The sequence below is a fragment of the uncultured Nostoc sp. genome (assembly GCF_964245445.1).
GTDB lineage: Bacteria > Cyanobacteriota > Cyanobacteriia > Cyanobacteriales > Nostocaceae > Nostoc.
In genome coordinates, this window is the sequence record NZ_CAXTNE010000048.1 from 1 (window position 1) to 15504 (window position 15504).

Annotated in this window: 16 protein-coding genes; 9 read left to right on the forward strand and 7 right to left on the reverse strand. The window is 42.2% G+C overall.

Annotation, left to right across the window (positions count from 1 at the left end; genetic code table 11):
* Positions 1–494 precede the first annotated feature (494 nt).
* The gene (locus tag ACFE90_RS11150; RefSeq protein ID WP_375500423.1) at positions 495–866 is read left to right on the forward strand and encodes a DUF2237 family protein; all 372 of its coding nucleotides are present in this window, start codon (positions 495–497) and stop codon (positions 864–866) included.
* Between the two features lie 106 nt (positions 867–972).
* On the opposite strand, the gene ACFE90_RS11155 is transcribed toward ACFE90_RS11150, so the two are convergent.
* Entirely contained in the window at positions 973–3018 is a 2046-nt protein-coding gene (locus ACFE90_RS11155) for a response regulator (RefSeq protein ID WP_375500425.1), read from the reverse strand.
* 16 nt (positions 3019–3034) lie between these two features.
* A complete protein-coding gene (locus tag ACFE90_RS11160; protein WP_375500427.1) occupies positions 3035–3595 on the reverse strand; it encodes a chemotaxis protein CheB in 561 nt (186 codons plus the stop codon).
* Positions 3596–4299: 704 nt separating this feature from the next.
* On the opposite strand from ACFE90_RS11160, the gene ACFE90_RS11165 reads away from it, so the two are divergent.
* The 5 genes from ACFE90_RS11165 to ACFE90_RS11185 all read left to right on the forward strand — a co-directional run bounded on the left by ACFE90_RS11165 (position 4300) and on the right by ACFE90_RS11185 (position 8951).
* On the forward strand, positions 4300–4800 hold the full coding sequence (locus tag ACFE90_RS11165; RefSeq protein ID WP_375500429.1) for a DUF2231 domain-containing protein: 501 nt from the start codon (positions 4300–4302) through the stop codon (positions 4798–4800).
* The gene (locus ACFE90_RS11170; protein ID WP_375500431.1) at positions 4797–5414 is read left to right on the forward strand and encodes a DUF2231 domain-containing protein; all 618 of its coding nucleotides are present in this window, start codon (positions 4797–4799) and stop codon (positions 5412–5414) included. The genes ACFE90_RS11165 and ACFE90_RS11170 overlap by 4 nt, the downstream gene beginning before the upstream one ends.
* Positions 5415–5577: 163 nt before the next feature.
* On the forward strand, positions 5578–6504 hold the full coding sequence (locus ACFE90_RS11175) for a cytochrome c oxidase subunit II (RefSeq protein WP_375500433.1): 927 nt from the start codon (positions 5578–5580) through the stop codon (positions 6502–6504).
* 13 nt (positions 6505–6517) lie between these two features.
* The gene (gene ctaD, locus ACFE90_RS11180; protein WP_375500435.1) at positions 6518–8179 is read left to right on the forward strand and encodes a cytochrome c oxidase subunit I; all 1662 of its coding nucleotides are present in this window, start codon (positions 6518–6520) and stop codon (positions 8177–8179) included.
* Between the two features lie 169 nt (positions 8180–8348).
* Complete coding sequence (locus tag ACFE90_RS11185) at positions 8349–8951, forward strand: heme-copper oxidase subunit III (protein WP_375500437.1); 603 nt, start codon at positions 8349–8351, stop codon at positions 8949–8951.
* A gap of 41 nt (positions 8952–8992) precedes the next feature.
* Here the strand turns inward: ACFE90_RS11185 and ACFE90_RS11190 are convergent, their stop codons facing one another.
* From ACFE90_RS11190 to ACFE90_RS11205, 4 genes are all read right to left on the reverse strand, one after another.
* On the reverse strand, positions 8993–9772 hold the full coding sequence (locus tag ACFE90_RS11190; protein ID WP_375500439.1) for a hypothetical protein: 780 nt from the start codon (positions 9770–9772) through the stop codon (positions 8993–8995).
* A gap of 269 nt (positions 9773–10041) precedes the next feature.
* A complete protein-coding gene (locus tag ACFE90_RS11195; protein WP_375500491.1) occupies positions 10042–10878 on the reverse strand; it encodes a CheR family methyltransferase in 837 nt (278 codons plus the stop codon).
* Between the two features lie 233 nt (positions 10879–11111).
* Complete coding sequence (locus tag ACFE90_RS11200; protein WP_375500441.1) at positions 11112–11642, reverse strand: hypothetical protein; 531 nt, start codon at positions 11640–11642, stop codon at positions 11112–11114.
* Positions 11643–11891: 249 nt separating this feature from the next.
* Positions 11892–12458, reverse strand: coding sequence for an HD domain-containing protein (locus ACFE90_RS11205; RefSeq protein ID WP_375500493.1), 567 nt, complete (start codon positions 12456–12458; stop codon positions 11892–11894).
* A 168-nt stretch (positions 12459–12626) separates the two neighbouring features.
* Here ACFE90_RS11205 and ACFE90_RS11210 point away from each other — a divergent pair, with 168 nt between their 5' ends.
* The 3 genes from ACFE90_RS11210 to ACFE90_RS11220 all read left to right on the forward strand — a co-directional run bounded on the left by ACFE90_RS11210 (position 12627) and on the right by ACFE90_RS11220 (position 14897).
* Entirely contained in the window at positions 12627–13202 is a 576-nt protein-coding gene (locus ACFE90_RS11210; RefSeq protein WP_375500443.1) for a Uma2 family endonuclease, read from the forward strand.
* Positions 13203–13567: 365 nt separating this feature from the next.
* Positions 13568–14308, forward strand: coding sequence for a DUF2993 domain-containing protein (locus ACFE90_RS11215; protein WP_375500445.1), 741 nt, complete (start codon positions 13568–13570; stop codon positions 14306–14308).
* 37 nt (positions 14309–14345) lie between these two features.
* Positions 14346–14897 (forward strand): DUF2231 domain-containing protein, encoded by a 552-nt coding sequence (locus ACFE90_RS11220; RefSeq protein ID WP_375500447.1) that lies wholly within the window; start codon positions 14346–14348, stop codon positions 14895–14897.
* A gap of 408 nt (positions 14898–15305) precedes the next feature.
* Here ACFE90_RS11220 and ACFE90_RS11225 read toward each other — a convergent pair.
* The coding region (locus tag ACFE90_RS11225; protein ID WP_375500449.1) for a hypothetical protein at positions 15306–15504 on the reverse strand (199 nt) is incomplete at its 5' end.

Sequence of the window (15504 nt, forward strand, 5' to 3'; positions counted from 1 at the left end):
CACCCCCAACCCCCTCCCTGCTCTTTGAGAGGGGACTATAATGTACCTTGTATGATTAGGAAACGCTATATATATAGCTGTAGAAATTCTTATTCTATTTTGGTTCTATTGCCTACTGGACTGGGAATAATAGTTTTGTAGATTACCGCTATTCCAAAAAAATTAACCCTCGGTTTACCACTGGGGGCTTTTTTTGTTTGGCAAAATGGCATATCTCTAAATTAGACGATTGCTATGGTGTTTAAGTAGGATACATTCCATGCGAAAAGTACTGACTTGCATTACCCCTGGCTAACTACCAGGGGTTTTTATTGGATTTTCTACTGAGATATTGCACCATTTTGAATAACTGTAAAGTTGACAATTTGGTATGAGTAGTGATTCTAAAATTCACTGCTTTTCCAAATTAATAAAGGATAGCGATTTTTATTCAAGTAGGAAATGTCAATATAGGCTTATATGGAAGCCAAAAAATCAAGTACAACTAATTAACAATGACAGAAGCTAAAAACGTAATCGGTGGAAACTTAGAAGCCTGCTGCACTTCTCCGATGACTGGGTTTTACCGCGACGGTTTTTGTCGCACAGGTGGTCAGGATTTCGGTTCGCACGTTGTATGTGCCGAAGTTACTTCAGAATTCCTGGAGTTCACCAAATCCCACGGGAACGACCTGAGCACACCTGTTCCTGGTTCTAATTTCCCTGGACTGAAGCCTGGCGATCGCTGGTGTTTATGTGCTTCTCGCTGGCAAGAAGCTCTCGATGCTGGTGTTGCTCCACCCGTCATCCTCTCTGCAACCCATGCTAGAGCTTTAGAAATGGTTTCCCTAGACGAATTGAAAAAACATGCCTTAACTTTGTCTTGATTTGAAATTGGGCATTGGCAAAGAGGCAGAGGGCAGAGGGGCAGGGTGCAGGGGGAAGAGGGGAAAATTCTTCTCCCTTGCTCCCTGCCCCCTGCCCAGTTCAAAATCAACCTACTGGAACTTCCACAGGTAGCTTTAATACATCGGCAACCATAGCAATCAATTTAGTGGGGTCAATTGGCTTAGATAAATGTTGCTGAAACCCTGCTGAAAGGGCTTCTATGCGGTCTTCCTCTCGCGTGTAGGCTGTTAAAGCGATCGCTGGGATACGTCCACCTTTTTCTGGTTCCAAAGAGCGCAGTTTGCGAATCAGCGTATAACCATCTTGCTCTGACATGCCGATGTCGCTAATTAGGATATCTGGTTTTGCTTGTTCAATTACTGCCAACGCTTCATCAACTGATGCTACCGTAGTGGTAAATGCTCCATACTCCTCAAACATAAAACTGAGAAAGTTACGGGTATCTGCTTCATCATCTACAACTAAAACTCTTAATCCAGCAAGAGGCGTCGATGCCACAGATGAAGAAATTTCTCCTGTGGCTTCTCTACTCGCTCTGCTTCCCCTATTGTCTTGTAGCAGTGGTAGTCTCACAGTAAAGGTTGCTCCTTCTCCTGTGCCTGGACTTTCGGCAAAGATTGTACCCTTGTGCAGTTCTACTAGATGACGGACGATCGCTAGTCCTAGTCCTAGTCCATTGTGCGATCGCGTTGTGGTGCTATCTGCTTGCCGGAAACGCTCAAATACTTTGGGCAAAAACTCGGAACTGATGCCAATCCCTGTATCGATAACTTGAATTTGGGCGTATTTGTGAGTTGTTTGTTGTTCTTCACCACAGACTACTGACAGATTCACATCTACCCTGCCACCCTTCGGGGTAAACTTAATCGCATTAGTTAGTAGGTTCCAGACGACTTGCTGTAAACGAGTTAGATCGCCATAAACTGACCCGACCGAAGTATCCAAAACAGTATTTAATTTAATCTCTTTTGGTTCTGCTAGGGGACGTACTGCCTCTAAGGCTGCCTCTGTTACCGCGAGCAGATTCACCGCAGATACATTTAACCGCAACTGACCACGGATAATCCGGGATACGTCTAAGATATCCTCAATTAGTTGCATCTGAGATATGGCGTTGCGTTCAATGGCTTCAAGAGCGCGGGAAGTGGCTTTTTCGTCAAGTTTCTTAGAGCGGAGAATTTTTGACCAGCCCAGCATTGAGGTTAAAGGTGTGCGGAGTTCGTGGGAGAGAACGGCGAGAAACTCATCTTTCATTCGATTTGCTGCTTCTGCTTCGGCTCTTGCTGTCTGTTCTCGAATCACTTGGGCGCGGACTTCTTCTGCTTGTTTGCGTTCAGTAATATCTTCGAGAGTACCTACATATCCCAGCAATTCTCCTTGACCGGAAAGCATGGGTGATGAGCGAACTTGAACCCAACGGACGATACCATAAGCAGTTTGAAAGCGAAACTCTTCAGAGTAGTCACGACCTTCACAAATGTAGCTAGACCAAGTGGTAACTGCTCGTTCTCTATCTTCTGGATGAACAGATTCTAGCCATCTTTTTTCTAAACTCTCTGCCGCTTTCAAACCACAAATTATCTGATAGCGAGGATTAGTATATCTACATCCTCCTTCAGTATCAATTTCAAAAATGCCAACGGGTGAACAGGTACTCAGCGATCGCAATCGTTCTTCACTTTGCCTGAGTTCCGCATTGACAGCTACCAGTTGCGCTGCTTGTTGCTTGACAGCTTCTGTTTTCTTAAATAGTTCTACGAATACTGTGACTTTAGAAGTCAAAATATTCGGGTCTAATGGTTTGAGCAAATAATCAACTGCACCCAAGGCATAGCCTTTAAACAGCATTTGGTCGCTGGTGCTAAAGGCGGTGAGAAAGATAATTGGAGTGTGACGCGATCGCCCCCGATTGCGAATCAAGGTTGCAGTTTCAAAGCCATCCATCCCTGGCATTTGCACATCTAGCAAAATCACTGCAAAGTCTTGATGTAGCAGACACCTCAAAGCTTCTTCCCCAGAAGTAGCTCTCACCAGATTCTCTCCCAGTTTTTCCAGGATTGCTTCTAGTGCTAGCAAATTTTCTAGTTTATCATCCACTAGGAGGATGTTTACTTTGGGTTCCATCTGCATGGTTTTTTTTCCGTGATTAATGACAAAGCTTAACCATTTGGGAAGCAATGTTTGAAAGTGTTAAAATCCAGTCTACTGCAACAGCAGAAATTGCTGCTTCTGGCATAACATTGCTCTCAGCTGTAGCAGGTTCTTGTACGATAGTAAGCCCTCCCCGCGCTTTTATTTTCTTAAGACCTTGCATACCATCTTGGTTTGCTCCTGTCAATATTACACCAATAACTTGCTCACTGTAGACATCGGCTGCTGACTCAAATAGCACATCGATAGATGGTCTGGCATAAGAAACAGGCTCATCAGTCGAGAGGGCAAAGTGACCTGGTTCAACCAATAAGTGATAATCTGCTGGAGCTATGTAGATATGTCCTGGTAGTATTTCGTCTTTGTCTTCCACTTCTCGAATCGGCAACGAAGTATATTCTTGTAATAACTCCTGGAGTGTGTTGTTAGACTCCTTGTGACGGTGTTGCACGATCGCGATCGGCACTAGAAAGTCTGCTGGTAAATTACCCAAGAGAATTTTTAAGGCTGATAATCCGCCCAAAGAAGTACCAATGACCACAATTTCAAATGCCACTTGTTTTATCCTCACACCTGTTAGTGTGACCTGATGGCTTATCAAATCCTTTCAGCATTCTCCAGTTCCACTACAGCTACTAACTTACCTTGACTTGCTTTTATACCCACTAACCAAAATTATATATTTTTGTCATTTACATTACAATTAAAAATTTTATAATTGTGAAATACTTTACATAAAAAATATGATTTCTATGGTTTTTTTGAATTTTAGTTAATGCCAGAATCGATACATTATAGAAATATATTTTTGCTAACTAACTAACTTTTAAAAGTTTAATTATTATTGTTTTGACAATTCATAAAAATTTACTTAAGCTAAAAGATAGGTTAAGCAAATCAACAAACGACAGCGATTTGGTTTAGCTACATCAAAAATTGCTGTTGCAGACTATTGGCATGAGGAAATTAATCGCAACAAAAATCATTACCTAAAGGCAAGTTTACTAAATTTGTCTACAAAAAGCTAAGACATGATTAAGCGTATTGCGCCGCGCACATATTGAACAGATTTCGGTCAATTATAGATAGATACTTGTAGTGATGTTAGTGAGTATCCGTCAATCATTGAAGTTTAACTAGCAATTTTGGATTAAGGTCTTCTGGTTTATATCTCGTCAAGGACAGAATAAATCGAAAATCCAAAATTGGCAATCCAAAATTGATTGACCACAGTGCGGTAGATATGTCCAGGAGAATACAATGCTTGAGTATTTTACATCATTGAACGACCACAATTTGCCCTATCCAGATACGATTCATCCCATCGTTGTCCACTTCGTAATTGCGATGGTGTTATTTTCCTTTTTCTGCGATGTAGTTGGCTATTTTACTGGGAAATCCAGTCTTTTTGAGGTGAGTTGGTGGAACATGTTAGTTGCCACGATCGCCATCTTCGTCGCGATTATTTTTGGTCAGTTTGAAGCGGGTTTAGCACAACCTTACAGCCTAGCTAAATCGGTGCTGAACTTGCATACGCTGATTGGTTGGTCGCTTTCGGGAATCATCACGGCGATTACAGCTTGGCGCTATGTAATTCGTGCCCGCAACCCGCAAAAAGTACCAATTTATTATTTGGGAGCCGGACTAGTTTTAACTTTAATAGTTGGCTTGCAAGTATATCTCGGAGATGAACTTGTTTGGGTGTATGGATTGCATACAGTGCCAGTTGTGGAAGCAGTAAAGGATGGTCTGTTGCGATGAACTCAGAATTAATTGATCAATTGAGCGGCTCTCTAGGCGCAAACGGATTACCTTACACAATTCCCATTCATCCCAACTTAGTCCATCTGACAATAGGTTTGTTCATCATTGGGATGACCTTTGATATTGTTGGTGTTTTGTTCCCCTTTGAAAAATGGGTCTTCAAATTTTTGGCAATTACTGTGGAACGTGACAACTTATTTAATGTTGGCTGGTACAACATGTTAGCTGCCAGCATCATTACATTTTTCACAGTGGGAGCAGGCTTTTACGAAATGCTGTTGGCAACACCACCAGCTGATATGAAAAGTGCCTGGGGATTGCAGGCAATGGAAACTATGCTTTGGCATGGTGTAGGTGGTGTGTTGTTATTAGCGCTGATTGTTGTCCTGACCATCTGGAGAGGATGGCAGCGCTTCGTTTGGGCCAAACAAGAATATAAACAGACAGATAGAGAAGTGCAATGGATCTATCTGGTGGCAGGCATAGCAATCATGTTCATTCTGTACGTCCACGGCACACTAGGGGCGCAAATGGCTACCGAGTTTGGCATACACAATACAGCAGATAATTTGCTGCGATCGCACCAAGACCTCAACACAACACTCAAATAAGTCATTTGTCAATTTTCCTTTGTCCTACCCTGCGGGAAGCCGCAGAAGCGTCTATGTCATTTGTTTAAAGTTACTAACCATCGACCAATGACCAATGACCAATGACTAATGACCAATGACCAATGACCAATGACTAATGACCAATGACTAATGACTCTTGACCATGAAAATCCAGAAGATTTTAAATATTTTGACGCTGCTTACAGGCGCGATCGCAGTGACTGTTACAAGTCTCTGGATCGGGAAACAGGCTTACTCCTGGCTTCCCCCCCAAGCAGCAGCCGAATCCCTACTAATTGATGATTTGATTAGCTTCTTAGTAACCCTGGGTGCTTTCATCTTTTTGGGAGTAACAAGTACTCTGATGTATTCTGTTATTTTCCATCGGGCAATCAAAGATGACTTCACTGACGGCCCCTCAATTGAAGGTAATATCACCTTAGAAGTTGTCTGGACAGCAATCCCAATTCTGTTAGTGTTTTGGATTGCAGGCTATAGCTACCAAGTTTATGAACAAATGGGGATTCAAGGCCCATCGGAATTAGTTCACCTGCATAATCCGTTAGCAATGCAATCGGCTCATGCAGCACCAAAAGATGTACCAGCTAATGCCTTAGCTGAACCTGTAGAAAAAATCGACGTACTAGCTAAACAGTGGGCGTGGGTTTTTCATTACCCAGAAAGAGATATTACCAGTACCGAATTGCATTTACCTAGCGATCGCCGAGTGCGTTTAGCACTGCAATCACAAGACGTTCTCCACGGCTTTTATATACCTGCGTTTCGCCTCAAGCAGGATATTATTCCCAACCATGCGATCGACTTTGAATTTACTCCCATCCGTCCCGGCAAATACCGATTGACCGATTCCCAATATAGCGGTACATACTTTGCGACGATGCAGGCGAATGTGGTTGTCGAATCTCCTGAAGATTATCAGCAATGGCTAGCACAAGCTGCAACCCAAAAGCCATCCCTAGCAAATAATCAAGCAGCTTCCGAGTATGCCCAAACATCCAATCAATCAGTCCAAACTGGTTGGGTTACAGTTCCACCTGCTGCACCTCCTCAAGTCAATTCACCTGGTTGAAAGGAAAGTAACCATGACTAATGTTCCTATTGAAGGTATTCTTCTCCCTGATGAGAAGCCTAACCACGAATCTCCGAGTAATTGGAAAGAATACTTCAGCTTTAGTACTGACCACAAGGTAATTGGTATCCAGTACCTCGTTACCTCATTTTTCTTCTTTCTCGTCGGCGGTATCTTTGCGATGGTGATGCGGGGAGAACTGATGACACCCGAATCAGATTTAGTAGATCGCACTGTCTACAACGGTATGTTCACCATGCACGGCACTATAATGCTGTTTTTGTGGACATTTCCCTCACTGGTTGGTTTTGCTAACTATTTAGTGCCGCTGATGATTGGGGCGCGAGATATGGCGTTTCCCCGCCTCAACGCCGTCGCCTTTTGGATGGTGCCAGTAGTTGGGATTTTGATGATGGGTAGCTTCTTCGTCCCTGGTGGCCCAGCCCAAGCCGGTTGGTGGTCTTACCCGCCAGTCAGTCTCCAGAATCCCACAGGTAACTTGATTAATGGTCAAGTTATTTGGCTCTTAGCGGTGGCAATATCCGGCGTATCCTCAATTATGGGCGCAGTGAACTTTGTCACCACAATCGTGAAGATGCGGGCCCCAGGAATGGGCTTCTTCCGGATGCCCTTGTTTGTCTGGGGAGTGTTTAGCGCCCAGATTATCCAACTATTCGGACTACCTGCATTGACAGCAGGTGCAGTGATGCTGCTACTTGATCTCACGGTTGGTACTAGCTTTTTTGACCCAGCCAAGGGTGGGAATCCAGTCATGTTCCAGCATTACTTCTGGTTCTACTCCCACCCCGCCGTTTACGTGATTATTTTGCCTGTCTTTGCGATTTTCTCAGAAATCTTCCCAGTTTATTCACGTAAACCTCTATTTGGTTACAAAGTAGTCGCTATTTCATCCATCTTGATTGCAGGAGTGAGCGGCATTGTTTGGGTACACCACATGTACGTCAGTGGTACATCAGGCTGGATGCGGTTGATTTTCATGCTGACAACGATGTGTGTGTCTGTCCCCACAGGAATTAAAGTATTTGCCTGGGTAGCAACTATTTGGGGTGGTAAACTGCGGCTAAATACCCCCATGCTGTTTGCCTTGGGCGGATTAATCATGTTTGTCTTCGCCGGCATCACAGGCATCATGCTTTCCTCTGTGCCGGTTGATGTCCACGTTAACAATACCTACTTTGTGGTGGGACACTTCCACTACGTCCTTTACGGCACAGTGACGATGGGCTTATTTGCTGCCATCTATCACTGGTTCCCCAAAATGACTGGGCGGATGTACTCTGAAAGCTGGGGTAAAATCCACTTCTGGTTAGCCTTCATCGGCACCAACCTCAACTTTTTGCCCATGCATCCCTTGGGATTGCAAGGGATGTTACGCCGAGTTGCTTCCTACGCCCCAGAGTATCAATTCTTGAATGTCATCGCTAGCCTGGGCGGATTTCTCTTAGGAATGTCCACCTTACCCTTCATATTCAACATGGTGATTTCTTGGATGCAAGGCGAGAAAGCGCCTGCTAATCCTTGGCGGGCAATTGGATTGGAGTGGTTAGTTTCTTCACCCCCCCCAGTAGAAAACTTTGAAGAAATCCCCATCATCATCTCCGAACCCTACGGCTACGGCAAATCTGAACCCTTGACAGCCAACCTCCTAGAATAACGCCAAACGATCGGGAAGACGCAAAAACCCTCCGCGTCCCTCTGCGCTTCCCTTTGCGACGGCAGTCGCTCATGGGGGAGACCCCCATCGCCCTTGGCGTCTCCCCCTTGGGAGAAGACCGCGCTGCCTCTCCTTTGCATTTCAAATTCCCCCTCAAACTAACAGCAAAATGGACACTTATATCAATCCCCATGAATTGCAGCACACAGCCGCAGAACATACCCACGACGAAGAAGGCAACAAGATGTTTGGCTTCATTGTCTTCCTACTATCTGAAAGCGTCATTTTCTTGAGTTTTTTCGCCGGATATGCCATCTACAAAACAACAACCCCCAACTGGCTACCAGCTGGTGTTTCCGGGTTAGAAGTAAAAGAACCAACAATCAACACAGTAATTCTTGTCGCCAGTAGCTTTGTAATTTACTTAGCAGAACGCGCCCTTCAACGCCATGACTTAGTAAAATTTCGCCTATTTCTCTTGACAACAATGGCGATGGGAACTTACTTTTTGGTTGGACAGGCGATTGAATGGAACGGCCTCACTTTTGGCTTTACATCAGGGGTATTTGGTGGCACGTTTTACCTACTAACCGGTTTCCACGGTTTGCACGTTTTCACCGGTATTCTGTTGCAGTCAATAATTTTGGTACGTTCTTTCATCCCTGGCAACTACGACACAGGCCACTTCGGCGTCAACGCAACTTCGTTGTTTTGGCACTTCGTCGATGTTATTTGGATTATTTTGTTTATCCTAATCTACGTTTGGCAGTAAATGAGAATGAGGGAGTAATTTCTCCCTCAGCTCGTTTGTCTTTACACTAAATAACTCGTATTTGGTACGATCGCAAAGAAAGCATACTCATACCAAGCAGTCCAAATGAAACTGCGAATCCATCGCTGGCGCTTTTCGGGACTCAGTTCATATTCAAACGCGCCACTAGATACATCAATGGAAGATAAGTGAGAGTTACAACCACAGCCGTGTTGATAAGTAAAACCGTATTTAGAAGCAATACTTTGCACCTTCATCTGAATCGCAAACACTTTACCTGCATGGAGTATGGCATCCCAAGCACGTTTGTGTTCGATATCGCGCCGATCAAATCGTAAAGCGCGTTCTTCAAAAACATGATCGCGGTAAATTGGTGCTAGATGCACATGATAGAAGCTGGCAGGTAGTTCATAACCAAACTCGTTGAATAAATCTATGCCAATGTGAGCGACTTTTATTTCATCAGCGTAATCTGTCCCCTTTGACTCCACATCACGGAGAATTTCTGCAAAATTTGGATAGCTGTGCTTAAGAAAGTCTTGCCCAAAAAACTCTAGAGTTTCCCATGCCAGTTGCCCAAATAGCTGGGAGAATGACGGTATCAAGTGAGTTAGTTGGGGGCGATCGCTAAACAAGTCAACATCACCATGCTCTAATTTATATAAGAACAACTGTGCCATCTCAACATAGTTTTGGGGATGAGAAAGTCCAACACTCGTGGTTCCTCTAGCAATGTCTTGCCATGTAGAAGGTAGTTGAGAAACGTGAACCGCATTTTCTCCAGCAATGACTGCAACAGGAGGACATTCGAGAAGCTGCATCGACAATCTCCTTTAAGACTTTAATGTATAATTTACCTTAAGCGATGTCTAGCGACAAGCCGCTTTGCGTCTACGCTAACTCTGTCTTCTGAACACAATTAAAAATGTTTGACAGGCTGTCTTTTGACAGCGACCGTAACTTTATTCATAATATTTTTTATCAAAAATACCTAGTGCTGATTAGAATACACTTTTAGCCATATTCTCTATATCTTTACGGTTAAATTCACTTAAACCAGGTTCATTTAGTGGTTCAAATGGTCTAGATTTTAAGCACCAGCTATTTTCTTATATATTTTCTCACCTTTGACTATCTCTTCATAGTAATGTTCATAAGGGGTGAACCTGATAGATTCTTGTCTTCCTAAACCTAAAATGCCAAAAGTGCCAAGGCTATTATAAAAAAGTTCGTGTACCCGCTTTTGAAGTACCTGATTGAAATATATTAGGACATTACGACAAAGGATGACATTAAACTCATTAAAAGAGCTATCAGTTGCTAAATTATGTTGGGCGAAAACAACGTTTTCTCTTAGAGATGCTCGAAATATAGCGTTATCATAAGCTGCTGTATAATATTCAGAAAAAGACTTCTTGCCGCCTGCTTTCAGATAAAGTTGAGTATATTCTTGCATGAGTTTCAAGGAGAAAATCCCACTTTTGGCATTTTGTAATACTTTCTCGTTAGTATCAGTGGCATATATGCGGCAACGGTGGTAAAGCCCTTCTTCTTGTAGTAAAATAGCCATTGAATAGACTTCTTCACCAGTTGAGCATCCAGCGTGCCAGATACGAATAAACGGATAGGTTTGCAAGAAGGGGATAACTTGATTTCTGAAGGCGTGATAAAAGCTGGGATCGCGAAACATTGATGTGACATTCACCGTTAGAGCAAGCAAAAATCTTTCTAAATAGGCACGGTTGTGGAGTAACCGTTCTTGCAATGCAGAAACATTTGCTAACCCTTCTAATTCCATGAAGCTCTGAATGCGGCGCTTGAGTGAGGAAAGAGCATAATTGCGAAAGTCATAACCATAGTATTGATACACACCTTCCAAAAGTAGATGTATTTCTATATCCTCCAAGGTTGGCTTGGGCAAAGTCATAGTACGAATTAGCATATATGTTGAGCCAGTTTCAGTTATTTAAATGTGCTGGCAATACAACGAGTTTAGCTGCTTGGAATTAGCCAAACCAATATTTCCCAAAACACCTGATGGAGAAAAATTTATTCACATTTTATAGTGGTAATATTTTTATAATCCAAGAGAATCTTACGCCGAAAATAGCTTGCTGGATCTATTAAATTTGATAACGATGCTACTTATGGGGTTTAGTTTCACCTAGCGGCCGTTATTCCTAAAGCAGCGATCGCTATTATTGAAATCCCAACTAGCCATCTCACCTGATAGCGCAGATTTTTAATCTCTTGGCTCAGATTTTCTCTCTGTGGTATGGGATATGGTTGAAGTTCTGCAACTTCAACAGCTACTTGTTGGGGATTCTTTTGAGTACTTTCAAAAGTTACCTGCGTATGTAGCCAATTAGTAATTAGTTGAGGACAGTTTTTCTTAAACCAACTTAAAGCCAAAGTTCTAAAAACTGGTTTGGACATTCGCGCAATTAATTTCATCACCCTGTTTAAGGGTTTCAGGCGAAGCTTTTGGTTAATCAGATTGACTGAGCCAACATCATACAGACAATCCAGAATTAGTTTAACAGTGGCTTCTTCACTATTAATCAAGTTTTGCAGTAAAAGCAGAACATCGTGCATACGCTCTGCTTCAATAACTTTTTCTGTCAAGCTTTCTGGAGAACTTAATGAAGGACTTACGGTTGTATTTAGGGCGTTTCGTCTTACTATTGTCATGTTAGTAACGTAGCAGTCATAATAATGTAAGTACACCTGTCTACCGGGAGAAAGATTTTTTATCTAGAGAAAGAACCTAAAAGCCAAAATCTTTTCGTGAGACACATGATTATATCGTCTTTGTAAAAAAGTTATTTGTCTAGTTTCCATGAAACTTTTATCCATTTCTGAATAATTGAACTAGAACTACGAAGTAGAACCTGCTAGATTCAATGGGAGTATCTGTTTTAGAAAAAATATCTTTATCTTTTATTTAGATGTTAATACCTCAATTTGTGCAACAACCCGTTCTAATTCGTCAATGATTACAGTGGTTCTAGTTTTTCTGAAGGCATCCACAAGCGCCCGATAATACCAAAGAGTTCCTTCTTTTCCCCCATGAAAACGTTCCCAAAGTGATTCGCCCAAAACGCGATAATCTTTGAGAATAGATTGGGCGTTGTAAAGTTTATCTGCTAATGATACGAGCAGTACTGATGGGGAAGCGGTAGGAATATGAGCAATGTATGCCTCCTTGCGCTGTTGCCAAGGCGGTTTTGGAGTTGTATCAGCGTCAGTACAACCATCTACAATTGCTGTTACATTGTCACCAAAGCGACGGCGAATTTCTTCTCGTGTTGCAGCGCCACCTTGATCTTCGATCGCATCGTGTAAGAGGGCTGCGATCGCTTCATCTTCATTTGCCCCATATTCTAAGGCAATACTGGCGACACCTAATAAATGGGCAACATAGGGAACGCCTGAACCTTTACGAACTTGGTTGGCGTGCAGTTGGGTGGCGTAGGTAAGAGCTGTGGTAAAGCGTTCTGAGAGCATTGTTTTGAAATAATAAAACAGCTTGTAGTCAGATATTGCCCTGGTGTTAATGTCAATTTTATAACAAACTGCTCCAGCCGCAGAGAACATAGAGCAAGAGATGGGTACAGAAGTAATTGAATCTCAACCTAAAATTGAGATATCTATCAAGCTTGCGATGGGATGATCATGACCAGCGAAAAAATAACGGTGCAGTCTTTGTATACTGTCACTGATGAAGAATTAATGCTGATGAGTTCGCAAAACCCAGAACTGCGGTTTGAACGCAATGCTAATGGAACGTTAGAAACTATGCCCCCAACTGCTGGAATTTCTGGTAATCGAGAAATAAAAGCAGGAGCCTATTTTTTAAATTGGGTAGAAAGTCAGGATTTAGGTGAAGTTTTTAGTTCAAGTACAGGTTTTAGATTAACAAATACTGCTGTTAGATCACCTGATGCTGCTTTTGTAGCTAAAGCACGTTTGCCAGAAGGTTGGGATGAAGAAGAAGACAAATTTATTAATTTAGCACCCGACTTTGTAATTGAAATTCGTTCTAAAAACGATAGCTTGGCAAAACTCAAAGCCAAGATGGAAGAATATATTAGTAATGGTGTTCAATTAGGATGGTTAATTGATAGTAAAAATCAGCAAGCTTTTGCTTATCGCCGGGATGGTTTAATTACTGAATATCCAGCTACGGCAGTATTAAGCGGTGAAGATGTTGTGCCTGGTTTTACCTTGCCTTTAAGAAAATTATTATAATATTCACTATATTCTATATCAATTTGAGTAAGGATGCACCAACCCAAAAATTTGCTTAAAACTACACTACAAGCTTTATCTTAAGCAGGTTTTGGTGCAGCATTCATTATAAAAAGTAGCATAACGATTAAATTATCAAGATACCATCTTTCTTTTGAGCGATATTTGACCACAATCCGCTCTACATCATACGCTTGAAAAGTTCTGACTAGAAAAATAAAAGTTTTTGTTAGATAAAATTATCTAATTCTACTTTTAGATAGACAATATTTAAATCTATATTCCATCGTCAGATAGATAAGATTTTGATGATAATTTATTTAGATTAACTCAAGTATATGCTATTTATAGGAGTAAATTTAATAATGGCAGACAGTCCTGGATTAGGAGAGCAAGCGCTGAATAAAGCGGCAGAAATTGGATTATCTAGCCAATTAGATGAAGTAGAAAGTTTAGATGTAGACATCAAAACAGACCCGTTGAAACTAGTTCAGGGGCAGGTGGACTCAGTCACGATTGAAGGTGAAGGTATGGTCATGCAGAAAGACCTTCGCATGGAGGAATTTGACATGCAAATGACTAATGTTGCCATTAATCCTCTGAGTGTAGCTTTCGGCAAAATTGAACTCACCAAACCTACTGAAGCTAATGCACAGGTTGTGTTAACTGAGACTGACATTAATCGCGCTTTCAACTCAGAATATGTGCGATCGCAACTGCAAAGTCAAAAAATCAATGTTAACGGCCAAGTGACGACTATTGAGCCTCAACATATAGAATTTCGACTACCAGGTGATGGAAAAGTAGCACTAAACGCCACTATGAAAATAGTAGAAACAGGTGAAAATCAGCAAGTTGCTTTTTCCGCAGTCCCCAAGATCAGCGCCAATGGAAAAACTGTTACTCTAGAGAATGTCGAGTATGGCGAAAGTGAGGAAATATCGCCAGAATTGACAAAAGCTTTGATAGATCAAACTAGCGAAATTTTGAATTTGAGTAACTTTGATTTAGAAGGAATGAGTCTGCAAGTTAACCAACTAAAAGTAGAAGTAGGCAAACTAACTCTACAAGCTGAAGCTTATGTTGAACAGATTCCTGCTGCTTAAAAATAAATAGAAAGCTAATAAATTCAGGATACTAAAAATGGAAACTACAGACACAACACAAACAAGTTCAACACCTTTTCCCAATATTCCACCAGTTATTGAAAGTAACGACAGTGAGTATGTCGATAGCGGCGTACCTAGCACAGTTGCGATTGCAGGACATCCCCTACATCCCCTGAGTGTGATCTTTCCCATAGCCTTTTTAGCCGCCGCCTTGGGAAGCGACATCGGCTACTGGTTAACTCATGATTTCTTCTGGGCTAGAGCTTCGTTATGGTTAATCGGACTCGGATTAGGTGGAGGCTTACTCGCAGCAGCGATCGGCCTGAGCGACTTTTTTAGAATTGAACGAGTTCGCAAGCGCACCGCAGGTTGGGCGCATTTAATACTTAACGTTTCTCTACTAGTTTTAAGTCTAATTAACTTCCTCCTGCGCTTGGGCAACCCTGAGTCCCGAATACTACCTTGGGGACTGGTTATCTCGCTCATTGTCGGTACGCTGACTAGCCTTTCCGGCTGGTTTGGTGCCGAACTCTCCTATCGCCACAAAATCGGTGTAGTGGGTGCAGGTAGCAGAAGATATCCTTGACTGTAAATTCTTCCTTGTCTTTGAGCGATGGAATATTTTTTTATTTGGAAGTCCCTGACTTAAATGTCACTAAGAAAACGTGAAACTCTTGCTATAACTGAGTGTAGGGTGTAGGGAAGGAGTTGATTTATTAAGTGGTCTTCGGAAAGTTATTAATTCTTGACCGTGCAATCCCTACCCCCTTACACCCTCACACCCTAGAGATCCAACCATCTCAGGGATTTGCGCTTTACAAGCGTGCAATTCAGTGTCAGCTACGCTATATTTACCCCTTTACTCATGTTACTCTCTCAGTATAGACTGTTACTATCTATTCACAGCATATACTGAAAGAGCTTTTATACCATCTCTTCGACTTTTCAAACACCCTCTAAGGTTGCATGAAGTAGAGGAAGGAATGAATTTATATTACTCGGGGTCAGAAACCGTCAGATCGGTGGTTTTGCCACTACCAGGGTAGGTTTTGTTAATATTTTGATCAACGTTGCGATAGCCAACAGTGCCATCTTTCTTGCGGAAGTAGATTCCGCCTTCGGATTGAGGATCGCCAACTAACTGCACGCGATTGTCAAGATCGTTATAGATATCCCAGCGCAGATAGGGAGCA